The sequence below is a fragment of the Olavius algarvensis spirochete endosymbiont genome, from assembly GCA_900608495.1.
Taxonomy (GTDB): Bacteria; Spirochaetota; Spirochaetia; order DSM-2461; family DSM-2461; genus UBA2779.
Window position 1 is genome coordinate 37406 of record UWYT01000029.1, and the last position, 24815, is coordinate 62220.

Here is a 24815-nt window from a genome sequence, read left to right on the forward strand (position 1 = left end):
AATGACTCGCAAGATTGTGATATTTGATACAACACTGAGGGACGGAGAACAATCGCCGGGCGCCTCGATGATTGTGGAGCAAAAGATTGAGATAGCGGAGGCTTTGGATAGACTCGGGGTGGATCGTATCGAAGCTGGATTTCCAGTGTCTTCGCCTGTGCAATTCAATGGAGTAAAAAGTATAGGCGAGGCGGTTAAGAATGCGACTGTTGCTGGACTGGCCAGGTGCAAGAAAATGGATATAGATGCTGTCCGTGATTCTCTAGCCAACTGTCCTAACAGGATGATTCATATATTCATTGCGACAAGCCCGCTTCATATGAAGTATAAACTGCAAATGAGTGAGGATGAGGTAATCGAATCGATTGCGAAACATATCACTTATGCCCGCGCACAGGGTTTTGAAGAGATTGAATTTTCGCCCGAGGATGCCTCACGCTCGGAGTGGGACTTCCTACTCAGGGCGCTCAAGGCGGCTGTTTCTGCCGGTGCCAATACCTTGAATATTCCTGATACCGTAGGATACGCCATGCCCGACGAGTACGGGGAGCTCATGGCAAACATCAAAAAAGCCATTCCGGAGCTCAGTCAGAGAGTAAAGCTTTCCGCTCACTGTCATAACGATCTCGGTGTTGCGCTTGCCAACTCTCTTGCCGCGGTGAAGGCCGGCGCCGATCAGATAGAGGTAACTCTAAATGGAATTGGTGAACGGGCAGGAAACGCCGCGCTTGAGGAATTGGTAATGTCCTTGCGGGTGCGGAAAGATATCTGGAATGTGGAAACCAATGTGCGAACGGAGTTCCTCTATCCTACAAGCAGACTCTTACAAACCATCACAGGCCTCCTAATCCCAAGGAATAAGCCGGTTTTTGGGGACAATGTCTTCAGTCACGAATCTGGGATTCACCAACATGGGGTTTTGAAGCACCGCGAAACCTACGAGATAATGAATCCAGCCCATATTGGACGTAATACGCAGACTTTAGTTATGGGGCGCCACTCCGGCAAGCATGCCCTCAAGAGAAAACTGAAACAGTATAACATAGTTCTCCATGGGAACCAGATGGATACCTTTTATCAGAAGTTCATCGCCATTGCTGACAAGAAAAAAGAGGTTTTCGATGAAGACCTCTTCGCTTTGGTGTCTTCTGTCCTTGGCGAGTTTCCAACTGGTTGGTGTTTGGAAACCTTTCAAACCTGGACAGGCAACCGAGTGATTCCATCTGCCACCGTCCAGATAAGGAAGGGTGATGAGGTTCGACTTGGAACGCAAGCCGGGGATGGTCCGATCGATGCAGTTTTCAAATCGATAGATGAATGTTCGGGAGTGAGCGGGCGCTTGGCGGAGTTTATAATTCAGGCGGTTGGAAGCGGCAAGGATGCACAGGGCCAGGTTAAGATTCAGGTGGATTTCGATGGAATCGTCACAGATGGCAAGGCTTCGTCAACAGATATCATCGAAGCATCCGCATTGGCCTATATAAATGCTCTGAATCGGATGGAGATGATATGCGACGGTGAGAAGTCTTCAAAGAGTTCTGGCGAGAACAAAAAGATAGTCAGACAGACGGTTTAGGAATACCTGAGAACTCACTAGATCGGTCATCCCTCGGTTCATTATCAGCGTAACAAGGCGACGTTCGGCTCGACGGCATACCGCCCGGGCAACATCGGCCCGGGCAGCGGCTTCGCTGTCGCCGTAAATGACAAAGGCGGCCGAAATTTCCGTCTTCTTCATATGCTTCATCTGCCATTTTTCCAGTTTTTCAAGTTCCGCGTCTCCCAGAACTCGTATACTTTTGCCGGCACCGGGATAGGTTGGGGCCGTGGCAACCATGCCTCCTATCGTTAGAAGGCAGTGTTCTATCCATTCAATCTCATTTCTTTTGGATGAATTTTCCAGGGCAGACTTCAGGAGTCCCAAAAAGGCGTGAGTCTCGTCGATTTCCCCAAGAACTTCGATTACCAGATCGTCTTTTCGGCGTCTCGATCCATCCGCCAGGCTGGTTTTGCCCATATCGCCTCCGCCAGTGGTAATCAATCGGTTTGGAGTTGATTTGCCTCGTACGCGAAGTTTCTTCCCGCCGTTTTCTCTGTCCCGGCATGTTTTCCTGTTAAACAGGTTCATGGAATACAGTATAACCAATTGTATGATCTGGGTATTTATGCATAAACCTTTTTGCCTTGGATATCTGTTTTTCTTAACTTATGCTAAAGTACTGATTGATAGGGGAGTGGATGAACGAGGAGCAGGAAAAAGAAGATAACGGAAGCGACTGGCGAGAGCTACTGAAAAACTCGAAAAGAAAGATGAGCAATAGGGATAAAAACCCAAAAAGGAAGTTTCGGTTTTCTCCCTGGTCGTTGCTTCTGGCAGTGGCGCTGGTGTTTGCTTTCAATATGTTTTCGCTCCGAAACAACGATCAGGGCATACCCTATAGCGAATTCAAGGCGTTGATTACTAACGGATCTATTAAGGAGGTGCATTATTCAGGTTCTTCTTTGGTGGGTTATTCCTACATAAGGCAGGAAACTCGCGGCGATGCTCAGTCGGTACTACAAGGGGTTATGGGCGATGAATCGAGTACGCTGAAAACCTGGAAATCTGAACGTATAACGGACGATCCCACGCTAATTCCATTGATGGATGACAGCGGAGTGGTTTATAAGGCTATTCCCGAGGCCAACAATTATTTCCTGGATCTGCTATTGCGAATGGTTATTCCGATAGTTCTGATGCTATTCATCTGGCGTTTTATAGCTCGACGAATGGGAGGTATTGGCGGGTCGAACGTGATGAGTTTTGGTCAGAACAATGCGAAGATTGTTGCGGAAAACGATCTTACAACCCGATTCAAGGACGTAGCCGGTTGCGACGAGGCCAAAGATGAGCTTGTGGAAATTGTTGACTTTCTTAAAAGCCCCACTAAATATACGAGTATCGGCGGCAAGATTCCCAAGGGAGCGCTTCTTGTTGGATCCCCTGGAACTGGAAAAACCTTGCTGGCCCGGGCAGTGGCCGGTGAGGCGGGAGTAATTTTTTTCAGGATGTCTGGTGCCGATTTTGTCGAGATGTTTGTTGGTGTGGGCGCGGCTCGAGTTCGCGATCTCTTTAAACAGGCAAGAACGAAGGCTCCTTGCATTATTTTTATTGATGAGCTGGATGCCATAGGCAAGAGCCGCGCCGGTTCGGTTACCACTAATGATGAAAGAGAGCAAACCCTGAATCAACTTCTTGTGGAGATGGATGGGTTTGATTCAACCAGCGGTGTAATTATTCTAGCCGCGACTAACCGGCCTGAGGTGTTGGACCCCGCGCTCTTACGCCCGGGCCGCTTCGATAGGCAGGTGGTGGTGGATAAGCCGGATCAGATAGGCCGGGAGGCTATACTTCGCATTCATTCAGTGGGAGTGAAATTGGAAGAAGATTTGGATTTAACCGATGTGGCCAAGGCAACGGCCGGCCTGGCGGGAGCCGATCTTGCAAACATCGTCAACGAAGCGGCCCTGCTTGCGGTTCGTTTTGGCAGGGAGAAGGTTACCAGGGATGATTTTTTGGAGGCAATTGAAAAAGCGGCAATAGGACTTCAGAAGAAGAACAAGATCCTGAATCCACATGAGAGGGAGGTGACTGCCTATCACGAAACGGGCCATGCTCTAGTCAATGTTTTCACGCCAAACCAGCATCTCGTAAAGAAAATTACGATAGTGCCAAGGGGTTATGGAGTGATGGGCTACATGCTGCCGGTTCCCGAAGAAGAACGCTCCTTCCAAACTAGAGAGGAGCTTATTGGCCGCATTGACGTTACTCTTGGTGGACGGGCGGCAGAGAAAATCATCTATGGTACAATGTCTACCGGTGCGGGAAACGATATCGCCCAAGCCACTGATATTGCGCGGTCGATGGTAACCAGATTCGGTATGAGTGAAAAATTCGCCCATGTATCACTCGATAAACGCCCAGCGTTGTATCTGGGCCCTGATTCATATGGCCAGGGGCGTGAACACGCAGAGGAAACGCAGCGCTACATAGATGAGGAGATAACTCAAATCATCGGCGATGCTTATAAGCGCGTAATGGCTTTACTTGGAAGGCATCGGAAGCTATTGGATGAAATCACGGTAAGACTACTCGACAAAGAAACAATAGAGCGTGATGAGCTGATGGAATTGATAAAAACCGACAACCTTGGCAAGCAGGATTTTGAAACCAGGCGGGGGGCAGACTTGAAGCCATCCGAAAAAGCCAGAAGTTCCGGGGATGCGAGGAATAAGGCGATAAAGGAACGGATGGCGGAAAGAAGAAATGCCGAAGAGGAATCCGCTAGAAAAGCTGCCGAGGAGAAAGCGCGAAGGAGCATTGAAGCTGAAGTTAGCGATGCAACAGAATAGACTTCCACATCCCGCGCTAAGCACAGGCCCTGATTCCGCACTTGAAAGAAGTAGTTTTTTGAGCTTACCATAAGAGAGAGAGGTTTTTAGTTGTCTTTTAGTTGGCAGTTTTTGATTGATTTGGGCATACTCGGTAGCGCATTGCTGATTGCAACGTGGATGCGGTCTAAGATTAGTTTTTTCCAACGATTCCTGATACCAAATGCGCTTACTGCTGGCTTTCTGCTATTCCCTCTCTACAATTGGGTGTTTCCACGTTTCGGTATGGATACGATTAGTCTTGAAAACATCGTCTATCATTTTCTCAATGTTTCCTTTATCGCGATGACACTCAGAGTGAGCAGGGAGAGAAGGTATTCGAGTCGAGATGTTTTTGCGACGAGCACGATGGTTTTAAGCCAATATGCCATTCAGTGTTTTCTTGGAACAATAATTACAATTATCCTGATACAAACCCTTCTCCCCAATCTTTTCCCTGGATTCGGCTTGTTTGCCGTCCTTGGTTTTTCTCTAGGGCCGGGGCAGGCTTTTGCCATCGGGTCTGGCTGGGAGGCAATGGGGTTTGAAGGGCTTGGCAGCGTCGGACTGACATTTGGAGCCCTGGGGTTTGTATGGGCCAGCTTTGGTGGAGTTTTTCTGGTGAACTATGGAATCAGCAAAGGCTGGGGTACGCGCAATGAAAAAGCTCGCATTGATGAGAGCAAAGTGCGCCAGGGGGTGCTTCACCGCGGAGAATCCTCCAGCGCCTCTGAGGTTACTGATATTACCGATCCTGAGGCAATCGATCCTTTCACATTCAGTTCCGGCTTGGTGCTGGCTACATATCTTCTAGCCTACCTGGGACTCAGCGCACTCTCATGGTTACTGGGTTTTCTGGGTAGCAGCGGTACGCAGCTTGCCACTAATCTATGGGGAATCATGTTTATTTTCTGTGGCCTTACAGCGATGTGTGTGAAGGGCATTCTGCATGCCTTGCGCCTGGATTTCGTGGTTGACAATCACAGGATGACTAGAATCAGCGGTTTCTGCGTTGATTTCATGGTTGCATCTTCGATTGCGGCAATTAGCGCGGCGATTGTGGCGAAATATTGGATACCGATTCTAATTGTTGGCATATTGACTGGTCTGGCTACTACCTTCAGTCATATTTGGCTCTCTAGCCGGGTATTTCAGAGCCATGTTTTTCAGCGGGCGATTTTGGTTTACGGCGCCGCTACCGGAACCCTGCCCACAGGACTGGCCTTGCTGCGAATTATCGATCCCAAGTTCGAAACTCCGGCCAGCAGGGATTTCATGTTCTCGGCAGGTATCACCTTTATGGCTGCAATACCTATCATTCTTACTGCGAACATGCCTGCGCTTGGTGCGCTAAGAGGCAGCATGATGCCCACCTATCAAGTGCTGGTGCTCTATGCTTTTTACATTGTGGCTTGCTTTGTAGCCTATTTGTTCCTTTCGGGACGAAGGCGTTTTGTCAATCCCTCCAGCATCTGGTTTAAGCAACTTTGACTTAAGAGCTACTGAGTTTGATATAAATATCTGAAGAAATCCATATCTGTGCTGAGCACTTTGTTCTGTTTCGGCAAGGTGGCCCGGTAGGATTCCAGCGCCTTCCAGAAGCTGTAGAATTCCGGATCGGCGTTGTAGTTATCGGCATAGATTCTTGCCGCCTGTGCATCGCCGTCGGCCCGAATGAAGGCGGCCTCACGGTTAGCCTCGGATAGAGTGATATCACTGTCGCGATTGAGGCGACCGAGCCATTCTGCCTTCAAACCATTTCCGTTAGAGCGGTAGCCTGTGGCTATCTTCTGCCTTTCACTTATCATTCTGTCGTAGACGGATTGGGTTAGATCGTCTGAATAACGAATCTGCCGGATTACGACATCGAGAAGTTCAACACCATATTCGGGCATCGAGTTTTGCGAACGTTCAACCATCTCGTTTGAAAGTCTCTCGCGCCCCAGTTCAATAGGGGTAAAGGCAGTTGCAAGCAAATCCTCAACACCCGATTCCTCATCGCTGTCTATACTCGCAGCTTCTCCTTCTTCACTTTCATCCGCCTGAAAATCCAGTATGGCATTGTTCGATTCCAATATGATGTTGGTTGAACGAACAGATTCACTTAGAGGATATTTTGATACGACCGTTCTTACTGCCGATTCTATTACATTGTCCAAACGGGAGTATGCTTCATCCATTATGGTAACTCTCTCATAGAAGGTTTTGGCGTCTAGTATCCTCCATCGAGCGGTGGTGTCCACCCAGATGAATTGATTCTCGCTAGTTGGCAGACGTTGGGGATCGCCATCCCAGGAGAGAATTTTCTTGGAGTAGCGGATAACCTGATCAACGAGTGGCAGTTTTGTTTTCAACCCGGCGTTCACATGTACATTTCTTATGGTTCCGAATCTGGTTACTACTGCCTGCTCACCTTCAGGCAGCACGAAGAAGGGGTTGAAAATTGCTATCACTATGCCGATTACCACCAATATTATAATAACTTTCAATCTCGTATTCACTGTGTTGCCTCTCCCTCGTTGCTTAGATTTTTCAGGGGCAAGAAGTTGTCAAGTTCCTTGTCAATAAGGTCGGTTTTTTCGGACTCGGCGAAAATCTCGGAAAGAGTTTCGTAATACATCCGCTCCCTTGTAACCCTGGGAGACCTTATATATTCCTGATAGATGGCGTTAAACAGCGCCACATCGGCCTGTGCCCGATTGATGCGCGCTTGTCTATAACCCTCCGCCTCGGCAATCAACTGTTTCGCCTCGCCCTTTATTCTAGGAATTTCGGAGTAGTACGCTTTTTCTCCTTCATTTATAAGTCGATTACGATCCTGTATGGCCTTGTTCACATCTTCGAAGGCATCCTGAACTTCGCCTTTTGGTGGAACCACCTGCTGCATTTTCACCTCGGTTATACTCACTCCAAGATTGTAAGAGTCGAGCGTGTCTTGAATCATCTGCTTGGCTTCATATTCGATATTTACCCTTTCGGAGCTTATCTCCAGTATTGCCCTATCGCCAACTAATTGGTTGATGGCGGATTGAGTTACATCGCGAAGAGTTTTGTCTCGATTGTCTTCTGTTCGACTTCTGGCAATACGGCTGCTATCAACGTTGAACAGCCAGGCTTTCGGATTGATAATTCGATACTCGATAATCCAGGTGACATCTACGATGTTCAAATCGCCTGTGAGCATTTCCGATTCGTGCGACCAATCACTCTGATCGTAAGTGGTTGAGACTCCCGCTTGGAGGGTTCTAAATCCGAATTGCTTTGCCTGAACCGTTTGGGGAACCTTTGAAACGTTGTCAATGCCCAGGGGGAGCTTCCAGTGCAAACCATCTTCAACAGTGGCCTTGAATTTCCCGAAGCGTGTAACAACCCCTCTCTCGTTGGCGTTGACTGTGTAAAAACTTGAAAGCGCCGCTATTACCACGACTGCTATTACGACTATGGTCATCAATAAGCTGCCACTGACTTTGCTGCTGCCAGAATCCTGCGGGGTAAATTTACCCTTCGTCATAAACCCTCCTGAAGAATCATCTTTCCACTATATGCAACTTAGTTAGAATACAATGGCAGGCTTTCGAGAGTCAAGCTCTTAGATATTCGGTTCGGGAAAATGAGTGTCAGGCAATGCTTCCAGTACACACTCCCCCCATAGTGATGGCTTCTTGAGGCACCTTTTTGTAGATAGAGTTTCCCAGGCTCAGGCGAGGCAGTCATTCGGCAGAACCCACTCCTCACAGCGGCTGTTTGTGAATGAGGTATGCTGGCTCAAAATCTCAAAAATTTCCAGCATAGTTTCTAATCTTCGCTTCGGCAAAGTTGACCCGAGCTGCAATATGAGCCTAAGATATCTCATAATATGAAAAAACGGCTAATCACCTCCGCTCTCCCCTACGTTAATAACATCCCGCATCTGGGGAATTTAATCCAAGTTCTTTCGGCCGATGTTTTTGCGCGATTTTGCCGGCAATATGGCTATGAAACCCTGTATATCTGTGGAACCGATGAATACGGCACGGCCACGGAAACCAAGGCCCTTGAAGAGGGCCTAACCCCTCAGGAACTTTGTGACAGGTATTTTCAAGTTCACGCTGATATCTATAAGTGGTTCAGAATTGAATTCGATCACTTCGGCCGAACGAGCAGGCCAACCCAGACTGAAATTGTACAGAGACTCTTTCTGAAAGTGGACGAGGCCGGCTTCATCAATGAACGGGCAATAGAACAGCTCTTCTGTGAGAAAGATGAACGTTTCCTGGCCGATCGCTATGTATTTGGCGAGTGTCCACATTGTGGAAATGCGGATGCTCGGGGCGATCAGTGTGAAAATTGCGGAACCCTGATAGAACCGGTGGAGTTGGTGGAGCCGCACTGCGGAATCTGCGGCAACGTTCCGGTTTTGCGGAAGACGAAGCATCTATATCTTGATTTGCTCAGGATTCGGCCACGCCTCGAGAAGTGGATGAAAGGGATCAAGAAGGCTGGTTTTTGGACCAATAATGCGGTACGGATGACTGAGGGCTGGATTAAAGACGGCCTGAAGGAACGAGCGATTACCAGGGACTTGAAATGGGGGATTCCAGTTCCGAAAGATGGGTTTCGCGATAAGGTGTTCTATGTCTGGTTTGATGCGCCCATCGGATATATTTCGATTACGGCAGACCTAACGGAAGACTGGGAACGCTGGTGGCGAAGTCCGCAGAATACGGAGCTATTTCAGTTTGTGGGGAAGGACAATATTCCCTTTCACACGATAGTCTTTCCTTCAACTCTGATCGCTTCGGGCGAGCGCTGGACTATGCTTCATCATATGAGTTCAACGGAGTATTTGAATTACGAGGATGGCAAATTTTCGAAAAGCAAGGGAGTGGGGGTTTTCGGGAATGATTGCATGGATACGGGAATACCAGCGGAAATTTGGCGTTTTTATATATTCTTTAGCAGACCTGAGAACTCGGATTACCAATTTACTTGGTTGGATTTCCAGGAGAAAGTTAACGGGGAGCTTATTGGAAACCTTGGAAATTTCGTGAATCGGATTCTTACTTTTGTGTGGAGATTTTTCGATGGGAAACTGCCCCCCGGAGCCGTGGATGAGACAATTTGGGATGAGGTGAAGGATTTTGAGCTTCGGATTGGTTATAAACTGAACCGGGCGGAGATTCGAGGCGCGTTTCGCGATATTTTTTCCCTGTGTGATTTGGGGAACAGGGCCTTCCAAACCGGCGCACCGTGGCGCACACGCAGTGAGAATCCCAGGAAAGCTGAATTATTGCTGAGAACCCTATGTTTCCTAGTGCGGGATTTGGCCATTCTTGTGAAACCCTATATGCCGGGGGTGGGCCGGAAGATTGGGCATTGGCTTGGCCTGGCAACTGATTCGTGGGATATATTGGGTAACGTTGAAGGAGAATTCGAGATTCTCGAACCCTCGATACTTTTCGAGAGACTGGAGGACGCGAGGATTTGGGATCTTCGGGAGCGTTTCCGCGGTTCGCAGACCGGGCACGATGAGAGAATACGTGGTGGTGCAGGAGGAATGGAACAAGCGGAGGGTTCCAGGCGCAAAAACATAGAGGATGCGGACGGACAAGATTTCGAGAATATCGATTTGCGTGCGGCGACGATTCTGACGGTTAACCCCCATCCAAATGCCGACAAGCTTTATGTTATTTCGCTCGACGACGGCTCGGGCAATTCGCGCACAATCTGTTCGGGCCTGGTGGATTACTATCGGCCCGAAGAACTCGAAGGTAAAACAATTATGCTTGTTTACAATTTGAAATCCGTCAAGCTGCGGGGAATAATGAGCGAGGGGATGCTCTTGGCGGTCGAAGACGAGAAAAAAAATCTTGAAGTTTTGATGCCACAGGCCACTCCTGGCGACCGCGTTTTTCTCGAGGGCAGTTTGGAAACCCCTCCTCCCTCTAAAAAGATTTCCATCAATCGCTTCTCCCAAACCACGATTCACGTGGAAGCGGGACAACTCTATGTGGGAAATCAGAAACTGTTGTTGGCTGGCAGGCCATTACGGACTGGCAAGGTGTTGTGGGGAAGAGTTGGGTAATGATGCTCATCTGGATACATTGGATAATGATACAGAAGCTCATGAATTCTGCCGTTCAAACTTCATCCCTCGATGTTTTTGGAATGGTTGATGCCTAAATGACCTCTGGCGCCGGGAGGGCACATTCCCTGTCGCTTAGGACCATAGCGATTTCGGAACTAGAGGACTCAGGAAACATACTGCAAAGTGAATTTTGGGGCAAATTTCGAGCTGGTCCCCATTGGACTCCTCTCGCTTTTCATTGGGAATTTCAAGCCTCAAGCGGTCGATTTCTCTTGTTGCTCCGTCGTTTTCAACTTGGACTGAAATTTGCCTACATACCCTACGGCCCCAAAATTCCAGATAATCTGAGAAGTGAAGTGTTAAGTCGCTTCTTATGTGAGCTGGCCGCTGAGTTAAAGGCTTATCTTGGCATAGCCTGTTTTTTTCTTCGTTTCGATTTGGCTGAAGAGGACAATCAAATTCCAGGGAAGAATTCCGAATTGCTCCCTCGCCCGATGGGTTCAGATAGGGATTTTCATCGCCATGTAGTTCAATTGAATTGCCCACTGCGCCGTGCCTCCCATCGCGTACAGCCTCAAAGCACGGTGATATTGAATCTAGGCGTTGACGAAAAACAACTGCTTACGAATATGCACAGAAAAACCCGGTATAACATTGGGCTTGCAGCTAGAAAGGGTGTAGTGGTATCACGCTATGCTGGCCAGTCAGCAATTGCTCGGCTAAGCCAGTGGTATCGGCTATACCAGGAAACCGCCTCTCGAGATAGGATTTCTGTACGCGACATAGTCTACTACAAGAGGCTCTTCGAAATTAGTGAAATCACGGCACAGCCACAATTTTCGTTATATATTGCCGAGCATCACGGAGACACAGTGGCCGGTATTATCGTTGCTCGTTTCGGAGGCAGTGTAACATACATGTACGGTGCATCAGGCGCGTTGAAACGCGAGATGATGCCCAACCATTTACTCCAGTGGACCGCTATTCGTGATGCGAAAACGGAGGGGGCAACAGAGTACGACTTTTTTGGAATCCCCCGCTCAAATAGTCCAAATCACCCGATGCACGGCTTGTGGCGTTTCAAGATGGGATTTGGCGGCACTATTCTTCATTATCTGGGTGCCTGGGATTATCCATATGGGGCAGTTCTATATCGATTATTCCGCTGTGTCGAAAGATTGCGTGGTTATCTTATCGACCGCCGGAAAACAAAACGCAATCTGGGTCAATAGTATTATATCTGCCAAAACATCTGCCAATATCTGATTTTAGGTGTATACTGTAAATAGTCTAAACCTCTATGAAACTGGGAGAATCAGTGTCAAGGCTTTTATCTGTTAAAATTTTGCATTATGCGGCTTTTATCACCATGTTATCCAAAATTGGTTTCGCTCAAGAATCGTCGATTAACTATAATCAGGTGTATCGGTTTCCAGCTTCGCTGGGGGCGGAAGTTCAGTTCGTCTCGCCTTTGATTCTGTTTGGAACGGATTACAAGGGCAAGTTTTCGGTAGTGGACATTTCGCTTCTAGGAAGGTTTCCCCTGGTAAAAGTCCCCGTGCTTCAACCACTGACTCGACTGGGCTTCGTCGTAACTAAAGCAGAATACGGTACGGGAAACGAAACATTGTATAGATTTGATAACACTCGCATCTATTTAGCAGGTGGTTTTGGCTATCTGCACAAGATTAACAAACAATTTGAGGTGGGAGCCGATATTGAAGTGGGAAGTGGACTCTCACTATTCCCCAAATTGGACCAGTTTTCAGATAAACCATCCGGAGCTTGGGATTTTCAAGTGTCCTTAGGCGGACGATTGGTGTTTAACCCCACGTATAACATCTCGGTGAGTCTTCATCCGAATTTGAGATATACCCGCTCATTTTCTCCACTTGCTAGATTCAATGGCCTTTCGGCGGGCTTAGGTTTGACATTGGATTATAGAGCAGGATTAGACCCGGACGATCCTCAAAAACAAATCGAGTCGATACAATTCAGCAATCCGCATATAGACAACTTGTTTGCAGCGATGCAGAGCTATTATGTGAAAAACCCGATAGGGGAAATAACGATAACGAATACTGAAAAATATCCGCTTAGAAATCTGGAAATATCCTTCTTTCAGCCGGATTACATGAATATAGCGACAGCAGTCGCCAGTTTTGACGAACTTGCACCGGGCGTATCGAAAACAGTACCTCTGATTGCATCATTCGATCAGAACATTTTTTCATTGGAGGGTGTCACCCCCCTAACTGGCGAGATAAAGGTGGATTACACGCTAAGATCCCGCAGGGCTTCCCAGACAACGCCAGCAGTGTACGATCTCCATGACAAAAATTCCCTTATTTGGGATGATGACAGAAAGGTAGCCGCTTTCATCACCTCGGGCGACAGCGCTCTTGCCAATTATAATAGTTTTCTAAGACAAACCACCAAGGACACGATAAATTCGGGTTACAGTGAGGTGGTTCAAACCGCTATACAAGTGTTTTATGGCCTAACCGAACTCGGTTCTGTATACCAGAAAGATCCCACTCTTTCCTATGAAGATGCCAAGGGGAATACCAGCTTTGTGGATACGGTTAACCTTCCCAGGGAAACACTTATCAAATTGGCCGGTGATTGCGACGATCTTACAGTGCTATTCAATGCCATGCTCGAATCCGCAGGAATCCCAACCGGATTCATTACCGCGCCGGGACACATCTACTCGATATTCTCGACTGGCGTTCCTTCACGGGATTACCGGCTGGTGCATCCAGATAAGGATATGACCATACCCATAAACGGTGTTCTCTGGGTGCCCCTGGAAGTAACTTACATTGGAGAAAACGATTTCATCTCAGCGTGGAAATCCGGCGCGGAGGAATTCCATCGATACATAGACGATTCAGATTCACTCGGTTTGTACTTCACTGACGAGGCACAGAGAGTATATCGCCCAGTGGGTTTCCGGGAACGCGATCTTGGTATTCAATACGGTGACAGAACTCGCATTTTCACAGATTTCGAAAATGACTTGAGTAAGATTACGAATTTGATAATGACAAGTTTCGAGAATGATGCCAAAACCAGGGGTGATAAAAGCAGTTACAACACCTATGGGATTGTGAGTGCTCGTTTCGGAGCCTTTGATCGTGCCGAGAAGGCATTCAATAACGCGCTGGCTCAGGATAGAAACTATATCTCGTCCAAGGTAAACCTCGCGAATGTCTACTATTTGAGAGAGGAATATCAAAATGCATTAAGGCTTTTCCATGATGCCGAGAGAGTATTTGAAGAGAAAGGCGATAGCAGCTCTTCAGAATATACCCGTTTGTTGTTGAACATCGCAAGAACCTACTACGAGCTTGAAAATTTTGATTTGGCTGCCGAGTACAGCCAAGTTCTAGCCGAGATTAATCCTGCCATGGCGGCTCGTTTTGACTATTTGGGCGTGATAAAGGATGATGAGTCCGAAGAGCTGCTGGAGCCTGCAAAAGTACAATATCTAAAGGAAAACTGACATGAAGAAACTTAGCGTTATTCTGGTGTTTACGGCCATTGCTCTGATATCTTGCTTCATGCCGATAAATGATGAAATAGTTTTTGCTGTCGAGGACAATAGAAATCCGCAAATTGTTATCTCCTCTCCGAAGAGGGACAGTATATATATGTCCACGGTAACCATAAAGGGGTATGTAAAAGATGATTCCCAGGAATCCGGAGATAACAAGGGTGCTCTCAGTTCCCTTTCAGTAGAGGCCGCCAGCAACCCAGACCATCGAGGCAGAATAAAGATTGATTCAGATGGTAGCTATACAGTAGATACTGATTTTGGGGGAATTACCAGAGATAATTTCATTTATAATCACGCGAATAAGGGATTTACAATAAAAATTGATACCAACGATTGGTCCCAAACCATGTTCATTGTCATTACGGCTATTGATAGAAATGATAATGAAACTAAGGAAACCCTCCGATTGCAGCGCAGTGAAGGGCCTTTCATGGAGTTAGATGAGGATTATAAATATTATTTGATTGATAGAGCGATTGATATAAGTGGGAAGTTGGCCAATTCGAATAGTCAGAAAGATAGTTACGATGAACTGAAATCGCTTACTCTGCAAATTCTTGGAAATGAAGCGAAGCTTGATATAGAGGGTGGAACTAGAAATGGTGACCTCATCCAAAAAAGTCCTCTGGAAGGCTTCAAAGCGGGATCGTATCTGAATTACGATGTCAGTAAGCGCAAATTCGCGTTTCATCTTCTGTTATTTGCAACTCAGAAAGAGACAGCAATTTTGAACATAAGTATTAGCGCTGAAGATAAGAGCGGTAATACTACCTATCTGAACAAATCACTAACCAGGAAATCCAATCTCGATCCCACAATTCATTCCGATCTCCTTGTAAGAGACTATTACTTCTCGGCACTTTCCCCAACTTCAGGAGGTCCCGCCAAACCATTCTACGCTCCGGCCACGTCTGATACTTCTTCTGAGATGCGCGTGGATACTCTTTCGCTTAATGGGCTCGCCACAGCTAATACGGGAGCCGAGAGGATCTCCGAGCTCAAGTTGGAATTCGCAAATACTCTAGGTACGCAAGTTGTATCTCTTCCTACTAATCCTGATCCTACTATAAGAAGCTCCTCCTTTGCTCATTCTGTCAATTTGGGAAGTAACAATTTGAACTCCGGTGCCGGAGATACTACGATTACCCTTTTTGCAAAGGACAACGCTAACCGTACGAGTGAAAAAGTTTGGCTCGTACAAGAGGATTCAGCACCGCCGGTGTTTAGCAATTTCTCTATTTCTGCCAGTACTAATCATCTGTATGTTGGACATAGCAGCACTGTCACCCTTGGTTTTACGGTACGAGATGTGAAAACTGGTGTTGACTTCTCCAAGTTAAGCGGAACGGTTGCCGGTATCAATCTTGAGAGCCGCCACTTCCAGATAACTCGAAATACGGGTGTTTGCAGCGTGGCAGTTTCTTTAACTGATGCAACTGCAATCTCCTCATCGATTGAGGATTTATCAATAAGTATTAGTGTGAGTGACAAGATAGGGAATACCAGGAGTATAGATGCGGGTAGCTTTGACAGAGTTCAATTCCTTCAGGGACCACCCACGCTAACCAGTATAGGGATAGCATCAAACAATACTGTCAGCACCAGTATCGCCAAGAGGAACGATACTGTTATCCTGAGTGTTAACTCCACTCAGCCGTTGGATCCGAATCAATTTGAAGCGACTATCGCGGGCGTGGCTGCCTCTGTAGATCAGAGTAGTCCTGCCAAAGTTCTAACCGCCAGGGTAACAATACCGACAACTTACTCTACCTCTCCGATACCCTTTGAGATTACTGCATTTAGTAATGCGATAGGCACTGCCGGAACTGCGCCGATTAGCAGTACCACCGATGGTTCATCAGTAATTTTGTATACGGAAGGACCGTATCTCACGATTGGCCAAGTAAATAGAGTCGATAAGGCTTACATCCAAAGAGGGAATAGTTTCTCTCTGTCTGTTACTTCCAATCAACCCTTAAGTGATACTCAGCCCACTGTCATTATTACTCCGACTAACAGCTCTACAATAGCATTCGCTCAAGATCGTCGCTCGTTTACGGTGGTTGTTAATTCGTTTACAGGAAGCAGCGACGCCAGAATCGCCATAAGCATCTCAGGAGCCTCAAATGTTGTCGGAATTTCTCAACGTAACCGGATAAGAGATGAGCAACTCAATGCATGGTATTATCCTGGTAGGCCGACTCTAAATGCTCAGATAAGTTTGAGTAAGGGAGTTGGTAACTCAGGCAAAGATCCGGAAGTTGGAGACAAAGTGGCTCTGGAGTTCAGCGTTGTAAATGACCGAGTGCTACAAGCCGAACCGACTGTTGAGCTTACATTGAGTGGCAATGCTTTGAGTGTAACCAAGGATGGAACGGTTAGTCATCCAGATTATCGATATACCTATACTATAGTTTCTGACGATATAAGCGGTAGTAAGCGAAAGCCAGTAGAGTATACCATAAATTTCACGGACATGGCGGGGAATGTTGGGAATCCTGACACCGGTACTTCGTCGTTTAAACTCCGTCCTGCTCCTTGATGTGTGAATGCTCAAGAGGTGAATTAGCCCGCGTCATCGTTTTGGCCCTCTTAGTTGCCACGGGTATGATTGGGATTTACGCTGAGGAGACCGGTGGGCCGTTGGAGACTGCCCCGTGGCTGGAGATATTTGAGCCGATGGGCACCGTGGGCTACGGGGATTCTCTGCGGATACATGGCAGGGTACATCCTTCGCCCGATATTGGTGTCGGCGACGTACGCGTGGATACACTTACCTGGAATATCCTTGAGCTTGATAAGATGGCATATATCATGTTCCATCGCTCTGGTTTTTTTGTCCAATCGATACCAATTGCTGAGGATGATGGCCCGCTTACGCTTAAGCTTCGATTAACCAATAAAATGGGAAAAATCGATGAATGGACTTTTTCGATGAACCCCAAGTTGCCTAAACCCGAGATTCCCCCTCCCGTCCTGATACCTGAGCCTGGACCCGAGCCTGAGTCTGAACTGGCTCCCATCAGAATCAAATCTCCCGCGGATGGTTCGTTCTACGGTTCCACGGTTGAAGTGACAGGCAGTTTTGGAGGCACGCCGCTGAGAATTGAATGGCTGGTGGATGCCCTGAATTTGCAGGGACCCGCTAAGTTGCATCCTGATGGAACGTTCAACTTTGCGTTTTCAACCTTGGGATTCTCGGAACTCATCGTTGTGGAGATTAGGGCGATATACGAGAATTGGATGGATAGCACTTCGATAAGTTTGGAAAATGCCGGAGATGGCCCATATTTAGATGTGAAAAACCTTATAGATGGTGGTTTCTACCTGGATCAGGTAGAAATTACTGGTGTGATAGGAAGGAATCCAAATGGGGAAGACAGAGTTTCTGAAATTAAAACGCTCAGTTGGTGGCTTGCCTCCAAGTCTGAAAACCGTCGGACGATATTTTTTGATGATGAAGGAGCATTCTCTTTCATCACAGATTTATCGGATGAAGTAGGCTCGATCACCTTGGAATTCGAAGCCGAAGATAAAAATAACAATAAGACCAGGTTGAACTTCCGTCTTAGGGATGGCCGGTTGCCTCCGCTTTTGACACTTGATTTTCCCATCGAGGATACCAGATATGGGGCCGCTGGCATGTTTGTTTCGGGTACGGTGACAGATCCATATGAAGATAGTTCTGATTATGGTGGGATTGGAGACTTGGCTTGGACGGTACGTCCTGCGGATGTCAGAATAACCGATCAGTTAATCGATGGCTCGGTTCAGTTGGCGCGCGACGGGAGTTTCTCGATTCCGCTTTATATGCAAATTTTCGAGGGAGATGTAGAACTCCATGTCAAGGTTGCTGGCGGCAATGGCGAGATAGCCGAGTCAGTATTACTTATACCCCGAGGCAAGAGCGATGTTCCCAGTTTTGAAGTTCTTGGTTTGAATGAGTCAGCCAGACTTAGTTGGGATTCAGTTCCTGATGCTGATAGAATGGTAGTGGAGTTAGTTAATGACAACAAGAAAACAGAAGTAGAAGTTGCCGCAGCGAATAACGGCGAGCTGGTGGTGGATTCGCTGATTAACGGCGAACTATATGAATTTCAACTGCGCGTGATTAGCGAACGCGGTAATTTCAGTTCCCATGTGGTACGGGCTATCCCTCTTTCGGGGGAAACTTTGAAGCCTCTTGCCAAGGGTGGATATCGACAGATTCAATTAAATTGGCCGAGCATACCCGGAACTCAGGAATATCTTATATTTCGCTCGGAAGGAACCGGTGATTTTGAACTTCTTGGCCCTCCAATAAACGAGGTAAGCTTTGTGGACAGCATGGCACGCTATGGAATTCAGTATTCCTATGCAATTGCACCGATGGAGTTTCCGGAAAATCTGAGCAACCCCACCTCGGCGCGCACTATAATAGCGCCTAAGTTCAGAATGGAGAAGGTTGCCGACTATGAAGGTTTGATACCAGAGGATATTTTTATTCAAGGAGATTACGCTTTTGTAGCCGCCGGGCACAATGGGCTTAGGATTATTGATATCAACGATCCGATTAAGCCAGTAGCCATTGGGTCGATAGAATCCGAGGAAGCAATGGGAGTTGTTGTCAAGGGTGATTATGCCTTTATCTCCGATAGAAATAGAGGCCTTCTGGTGGCCAATATCATTGCGCCCACAAAACCCTTCATTGTCGGTTCCAGACTTGCTGGACAAGCTAGTGCGATTGGTGTTCGGGGTGAGTATGCGTACATCGCCGATGAAAAACTCGGTGTACGTACATATGATGTGTCGGATGTGCGCAATCCACAACGAGTTGATATTCTTGAGGGTTTTAATGCTTACGATTTAGCTATTGTGGACACTACAATGCTCGTTCCTGCCGGTTTAAAGGGTCTAGGCATTATCAGTTTGGAAAATCCCGAAACCCCTGTTCTACTTAACACAGTGCAAACAGGTGATGTGCAATCTATCGAAGTTAGGGATAATCTTGCCTGTCTTATTGATTCTGTCGGAGATATCCTGTTGCTCGATATTTCGAATCCGCGGGCACTTAGAAGTTTCTCCAGGATAGCGAATGCGCGCGCAAGTTATCTCACCATTGGAAACGACTATATTCTTGTTTCAAAGTTAGATGGAGGGTTAGATCTTTACAATGTGGACAATCCAAGCGAACCAACCTTTTTTGGGACCGTTTCGCTCGATAGGCTGAAGCATCTGAAATTCAATAACGACTATGTATACGCCGGTACTGACAAAGGGATAGTCGTGATTCAAACCTATCTGGTTGGGAATTCATTTGTGAGTTCGGGATGGAAAACTCAGGGGCATTCGTATGGTTTGGCCCTTTCAAAGAAGGAATTGGTGGTTGCAGACCATAGGGGTGGAGTTCAGATTTTCAATAGTGAAGCTGGAGAGCCGTTTCAGGTAATTCAGTCATCTTTTGCGAAGGAGGTGGCGGTTGCAAACGATTTACTCGCCGTTGCTGATGCTGTTGACGGTTTGAGTGTTTACAATCGCTTGCCGCGAAATAATCGTTGGGGCGATTCAATTTTGGAAGATTCTATTGGTCCGGCGGTGGATGTTGATATTTATGGTACGGTTGTTATAGCGGCTTTTGAGGGAATGAATCCGGTTCTGTTGCAGATTTCCGAAGGGGATGTGGTAAATTCTATTGATATCCCTTTTTTGGGCGCGAAGGCGGTGTCTGTTGGAGAATTATTCGCCGTTGTAGCCGATGATCAGGAATTCAGAGTTTACGGAATCAAAGACCTCGCAGAATTGAAACGCTTGAAACTCGAGGGTATCAAGGATTTACATATTTATCAGAATCGGCTCTATGCCGCTGGCGATTTCGGAATGGCGATTTACGCGCTTCCGAATTCGAGAGAACTTGAGTTGTTATCGCTTATGCCGAGCGCACACGTTCGTTCCATATCTGTTGCGGAGGGTTATGCCTTCCTTAGCAGTGGCCCCGAAGGGCTTTTGGTTGTAAATGTGAAAGATCCAATGCAACCATTTGTTGCATCGAAGAGTTCGGAGGTTTTTGCCACGGCGGCCGAGGCTGTTCCGGGAGCGGGACTGGTTTATGTTACTGATATTGACGGTGTTCAGATGGTGGATTTGGTTATTCCGACTTGGCTGGAATAGGTTCGGATTGATCACTTAGGCGATTTTGGGGGTCGGTTTTCTGAAGATTGGAGAAATTGTGCTGTCTTAGAACTTCGCAGGCCACAATACCAACCGCAACCGAAAGATTTAACGATCTGGCTTCTTTAAGCATTGGTATTCTCAGGCATTTTTCCGGGATGCCGCTGAGGATACTCATCGGCAGTCCGGCAGTTTCCTTTCCAAATACCAGGTATGTGGGACTTCTAAATGCGACTTCGTCGTAACTCCTGGAGGCCTTTGTTGTGAGGTACCACAGTGGAGGGTTGTTATTTCGAGAAAGAAAGGATTCCCAATTTTCGTATATGGAGGGATCGAGTTCATGCCAATAATCCAAGCCCGCCCTTCTAAGAAGTTTGTCGTTTATGGAAAAGCCTAAAGGATGAATTAGATGAAGTGAGGCATCCATTGCCATACAGGTTCTACCGATGCTTCCTGTGTTCTGCGGTATTTCGGGTTGATGCAGTACTATATGAAGCTCCACTTAGACTACCCATAGTAGTTATTCTGCAGGTTTTGTACTTTAAGTATCGATAACACAGATGGTATTGCCCTGACACTTCCAGATATTTTCCCAAAATCATCGAAATTCTCCACTTCAACTGTGAAATAACCCTCTAGTTCTCCTCGTTCGGTTTCGTCGAGGCTACCCGATATTAAATGGCCGCGATATTTACGAATAGCTCTCTCTATTTCGCTAAAAAGTTCGTGTGTGTATTTTGAGTGTATTCGAAATCTTTGAGTGTTTTTGAGGCTGACGGTTTCCCAGTTCACCTGGATTTGACGAGCTTCGAAGTTTGCAATGCCCTTAAGGTTTGAGCATTTATCGCTATGTACAATAATACCACGACCATGAGATATGTAGCCAATTATCTTGTCACCAGGAGACGGTGAGCAGCACTGACTAATCCTTATCATCACGTTTTTCCCATTAGCTACGCTAATTCCAACCTTGGATAAATCGAGAATTTTTGTTTCAGGTTTGTTATATGCTTCTTTGTTTGGAACCTCGATCTTTTTTTTGCGAGCGACTATGTTCCGGTCGATTATAACATCGGCCTCGTGATGATTTAGCCAGGAGCGGATTTTGTTGCGGGCGCGGGTGCTGCGAACATGTTTGAGCCAGTTGACATGGGGATGTGCATTGACTGCAGTGAGAATTTGTATAGTTTGAGTATTTGCAAGCGGCCGGGTTAGCGGAATGATTGCGCCGTTTGCCTTAGCCCCCATGCAATGACTGCCGACTTCAGAGTGTATGTGATACGCGAAGTCTATGGCTGTAGATCCCTCAGGCAATTCAATCGGATCGCCTTTCGGTGTATAGAGAATTATGGAATCCTGCAGCACGTCGCGTTTGATTGTGTCGAGGAAAATACCTGTATCGTCATCGTAACTTTCATTTCTCAGGTCTTTCAGTTGCTCCACCAGAGCAAATTGACTGGCTTGTAAATTCTTGTTTCTCTTTTTTTCCTTGTAGGTCCAATGTGCGGCGACGCCATATTCAGCCGTTTCGTGCATTGATTGGCTTCTGATTTGTATTTCCAATGGGCGGCCGCCTTGGGTAAGAACCGAGGTGTGAAGCGAGCGGTAGCCATTGCTTTTTGGAGATGCAATGTAATCTTTGAATCGACCTTCAAGAGGTGCCCAGAGGCTGTGCGTCACACCGAGTATCGTATAACAGGCAACTGTCGATTCGCAGATTATTCGAACGCCCAGAAGATCGTATATTTCATCGATATCTTTGTCTCTGTCTTTCATCTTGCGAAATATTGAATAGAAATGCTTGGCTCTGGTAGAAACAACTATTTTCACGCGTGCCTTTGTAGCGGCTTGCAGGAGGTCTTCCTGAATGTATTCCAGATAAAGTTTTCGTTCTTCCTTCTTAAGCGCCACATGATCGCGAATTAGGGTATAATAATCGGGCTGCAGATATTTGAAGCTGAGATCTTCCAATTCGGATTTGAGCGAGCTCATTCCCAATTTTCCTGCCATCGGGGCATAGATTTCCAAACATTCACGAGCGATTCTGTCGCGTCGTTTATCATCGACAATGTATTGGAGGGTATGCATGTTATGGCGTTTATCTGCAAGTTTTATGAGTATAACTCTTAGATCGTCAACCATTGCCCAAACCATTTTTCTGAGAGATGCCGCTTCCCTTGCCTTAGTTCCCACATTTATATCGTCAATTTTCGTAACACCTTCGATGAGTGCGGCCACTTCGGTCCCAAAACTCTCGATGATGTCGTTTTTGGTTGCCTCTGTGTCTTCCAGAGCATCGTGAAGCAGAGCTCCCTTTATTGCCTGTGGATCCAGTTTGAAATCAATCAGTGCTTCTGCGGTTCGAATAGGATGGATTATATAGGGTTCTCCCGAGGCTCTCTTTTGTCCCTCGTGCAATTTCCGAGACCAGTTTAGAGCATTGATTATGCTTCTGCGCTCCGTGCGGGGATAGATACCCAGAGAGCCTGCGAATCGGCGAATTTCGGTTTTAAGCTCTGCCTCAGTGAGAACCAGGGTGCCGGCAATCGAACTCATGCAAGTTCCTTTTTGGCTATCGCCACGCGAGGAATTCCTCCAAGATCGTCGCGATACTGGATGTTTTTGAAACCAGCATCGGATAGCAGCCTAAGTACTTCATGCATCTGCGTGGGAGAAGTCTCTAGGAGCAATGTTCCATTTTTGGTAGTTTTGGCCCAGGCGTAGGGGATAAGACGACGAATTACATTCAAACCATCATGATCGCCGCCGTCTAAGGCAAGTGCCGGTTCCTTCCACTTCAGTTTTTTCCGCTGACTAAATTCAGCAGGTGTCAAGTATGGCGGGTTGGACACGATAATCTCAAATTGGCCCGGTACATTCTCCAATAGATTGGAACGAAAGTATTTTACGTTCCCATTGCTTATTGATTGGTTGTTTCTTTCGAAGTATTGCTCGGCAATGGAGGAAATGTCCGATGCGGATATACTCCAGCCAGGTTGTTCAGCGGCGAGTGTCAATGCAAGAGTTCCAGGCCCACAGCAACAGTCGTGAAGACGAGCTTTGGAGCCGTATTCGTCCATAGTTTTCAATGCTGCCTCAATAAGCGCTTCTGTGTCTGGTCGAGGACAAAGAACACCTGGACCTACAGAGAAATCTCTGCCCCAGAATTCTTTTCTCCCAATAATCCAAGCGACAGGCTCACCAGAAATACGGCGCTTCACCGAAAGACGATATTCTTTAACTATCGTATTATCCAGGCTTTCTGATAAGCGCATATATAGATGTTCTCTGTCGAGCTTGCAGGCATTAGCCAAAAGCAAGGCGGTGTCCAGCTCAGGTGTGTGGCTTCCCTTCATTGCGAATCTACCCTCTGCCAGAGCTTCTCGAACAGTCATCAGGATTAATTTTGCCAATCTTCGGAGCTTAAGTCCATCGATTTTGTCAAGAACCAGATTACATGATTGGAAATTTCCAGCAGCCCGGATTGTGTGCAAGAAATGAAACCTCGTGATGCGGCAGGCGGAATTAGAAATCTGTGTGTCAGCTCACCAATGCGTTTTCCAAGGCGCCGATTTTCAATCCGTCCAGGATTTCGTTCAAATCGCCTTGCATTACCTGCTCCAGTTTATAAAGCGTAAGATTTACCCTATGGTCGGTAATTCTGTTTTGGGGGAAATTGTAAGTACGGATTCGTTCTGAGCGATCGCCGGAACCGATTTGGTTTCTCCTATTGGTTGCCCTTTCTGTCTGTTTCTTCGATTCTTTCAGCTCATACAGGCGAGCTCGCAACACTCTGAAGGCCTTGGCTTTGTTTTTGATCTGACTTTTCTCATCCTGACAGGTTACTACAAGTCCGGATGGCAGGTGGGTGAGTCGAACAGCCGAATCGGTTTTATTGACGCTCTGTCCGCCTGGACCGCTGGAGCGATAAACATCCACTTTGACGTCGGAATCCTGAATTGTAATATCGGTTTCTTCAGCTTCGGGAAGCACAGCCACGGTTACCGCTGAGGTATGAATTCGGCCTTGTGATTCTGTGTTTGGAACTCTTTGCACCCTATGCGCACCAGATTCATATCTGAGATTCCCGTATACGCCTTTGCCGCTCACTGAAAAGACTATTTCCTTGAAACCTCCGGCTTCAGTTTCACTTGAATTCAGCACTTCAACTTTCCATTTCCGGCTTTCGGAGTAGCGCCCATACATACGGTATAAATCGGCCACGAAAAGACTGGCCTCATCGCCACCGGTACCAGCACGGATTTCGATAATAATGTCTTTTCCATCTAATGGATCTTTGGGAACCAGAAGTACTTTGAGTTTTTGAACAATCTGCTCAAGGTCGGTTTCAAGGGAATCAATTTCTTCCTGGGCCATTGCCTTGATTTCCAAATCCAATTCCGCATTGGCCATTTCCCTGGTATCTTCCAATTCACCGCGCTTGAAAAGAAAAACCTTGTATAGTGCTATTGTTTCCTCTACCAGGGCATACTCCTGCATAGCCTTCTTGTAAGCATTGACTCTTTTGGGTAAATCGGAATCGGCTATGATTGATTGCAGTTTCTCATATCTCTTCTGAACTATTTCCATGCGCTGTTCAACGAGTGTGATGTTGGTTATCATAAGTTT

At 46.8% G+C, this 24815-nt stretch carries 15 protein-coding genes; 8 read left to right on the forward strand and 7 right to left on the reverse strand.

All coding sequences use genetic code 11. The annotated features are described in order from the left end of the window. The first annotated feature begins 1 nt into the window (after nt 1). Entirely contained in the window at nt 2–1576 is a 1575-nt protein-coding gene (locus S1OALGB6SA_RS00420) for a 2-isopropylmalate synthase (RefSeq protein ID WP_018113689.1), read from the forward strand. On the opposite strand, the gene S1OALGB6SA_RS00425 is transcribed toward S1OALGB6SA_RS00420, so the two are convergent. Beyond that, entirely contained in the window at nt 1529–2146 is a 618-nt protein-coding gene (locus S1OALGB6SA_RS00425; RefSeq protein ID WP_230204323.1) for a cob(I)yrinic acid a,c-diamide adenosyltransferase, read from the reverse strand. The genes S1OALGB6SA_RS00420 and S1OALGB6SA_RS00425 overlap by 48 nt on opposite strands. Before the next feature lie 92 nt (nt 2147–2238). Between S1OALGB6SA_RS00425 and ftsH the strand changes: the two genes are divergently transcribed. Then, entirely contained in the window at nt 2239–4392 is a 2154-nt protein-coding gene (ftsH, locus tag S1OALGB6SA_RS00430) for an ATP-dependent zinc metalloprotease FtsH (RefSeq protein ID WP_018113687.1), read from the forward strand. Nucleotides 4393–4482: 90 nt separating this feature from the next. After that, nucleotides 4483–5901, forward strand: a complete 1419-nt coding sequence (locus S1OALGB6SA_RS00435) for a sodium/glutamate symporter family protein (protein ID WP_230204324.1) — start codon at nt 4483–4485, stop codon at nt 5899–5901. Nucleotides 5902–5909: 8 nt separating this feature from the next. Here S1OALGB6SA_RS00435 and hflC read toward each other — a convergent pair whose 3' ends face one another. Both hflC and hflK read right to left on the reverse strand, forming a co-directional pair. Then, complete coding sequence (hflC, locus tag S1OALGB6SA_RS00440; RefSeq protein ID WP_503465856.1) at nt 5910–6899, reverse strand: protease modulator HflC; 990 nt, start codon at nt 6897–6899, stop codon at nt 5910–5912. A gap of 8 nt (nt 6900–6907) precedes the next feature. Further along, nucleotides 6908–7921 carry an FtsH protease activity modulator HflK gene (gene hflK, locus S1OALGB6SA_RS00445; RefSeq protein ID WP_018113684.1) on the reverse strand — a complete coding sequence of 338 codons (1014 nt, stop codon included), beginning with the start codon at nt 7919–7921 and terminating at the stop codon, nt 6908–6910. Between the two features lie 345 nt (nt 7922–8266). Between hflK and metG the strand changes: the two genes are divergently transcribed. The 5 genes from metG to S1OALGB6SA_RS00470 all read left to right on the forward strand — a co-directional run bounded on the left by metG (nt 8267) and on the right by S1OALGB6SA_RS00470 (nt 20186). Beyond that, nucleotides 8267–10474, forward strand: a complete 2208-nt coding sequence (gene metG / locus S1OALGB6SA_RS00450; protein WP_124032189.1) for a methionine--tRNA ligase — start codon at nt 8267–8269, stop codon at nt 10472–10474. A 98-nt stretch (nt 10475–10572) separates the two neighbouring features. After that, a complete protein-coding gene (locus S1OALGB6SA_RS00455) occupies nt 10573–11709 on the forward strand; it encodes a lipid II:glycine glycyltransferase FemX (protein ID WP_124032190.1) in 1137 nt (378 codons plus the stop codon). Nucleotides 11710–11795: 86 nt separating this feature from the next. Then, a complete protein-coding gene (locus S1OALGB6SA_RS00460) occupies nt 11796–13985 on the forward strand; it encodes a tetratricopeptide repeat protein (RefSeq protein ID WP_161786805.1) in 2190 nt (729 codons plus the stop codon). Nucleotide 13986: 1 nt separating this feature from the next. After that, nucleotides 13987–16581 (forward strand): hypothetical protein, encoded by a 2595-nt coding sequence (locus tag S1OALGB6SA_RS00465; RefSeq protein WP_124032191.1) that lies wholly within the window; start codon nt 13987–13989, stop codon nt 16579–16581. Then, a complete protein-coding gene (locus S1OALGB6SA_RS00470; RefSeq protein WP_124032192.1) occupies nt 16581–20186 on the forward strand; it encodes an LVIVD repeat-containing protein in 3606 nt (1201 codons plus the stop codon). Before S1OALGB6SA_RS00465 ends, S1OALGB6SA_RS00470 begins: the two co-directional genes overlap by 1 nt. On the opposite strand, the gene S1OALGB6SA_RS00475 is transcribed toward S1OALGB6SA_RS00470, so the two are convergent. From S1OALGB6SA_RS00475 to prfA, 4 genes are all read right to left on the reverse strand, one after another. Next, nucleotides 20164–20688, reverse strand: a complete 525-nt coding sequence (locus S1OALGB6SA_RS00475) for a tRNA (cytidine(34)-2'-O)-methyltransferase (protein ID WP_124032193.1) — start codon at nt 20686–20688, stop codon at nt 20164–20166. The genes S1OALGB6SA_RS00470 and S1OALGB6SA_RS00475 overlap by 23 nt on opposite strands. A gap of 5 nt (nt 20689–20693) precedes the next feature. Continuing rightward, nucleotides 20694–22742, reverse strand: a complete 2049-nt coding sequence (locus S1OALGB6SA_RS00480; protein ID WP_052080145.1) for a RelA/SpoT family protein — start codon at nt 22740–22742, stop codon at nt 20694–20696. Beyond that, nucleotides 22739–23599 carry a peptide chain release factor N(5)-glutamine methyltransferase gene (gene prmC, locus S1OALGB6SA_RS00485; RefSeq protein WP_124032194.1) on the reverse strand — a complete coding sequence of 287 codons (861 nt, stop codon included), beginning with the start codon at nt 23597–23599 and terminating at the stop codon, nt 22739–22741. Before prmC ends, S1OALGB6SA_RS00480 begins: the two co-directional genes overlap by 4 nt. Before the next feature lie 127 nt (nt 23600–23726). Then, nucleotides 23727–24809 (reverse strand): peptide chain release factor 1, encoded by a 1083-nt coding sequence (prfA, locus tag S1OALGB6SA_RS00490; RefSeq protein ID WP_037563151.1) that lies wholly within the window; start codon nt 24807–24809, stop codon nt 23727–23729. Nucleotides 24810–24815 lie beyond the last annotated feature (6 nt).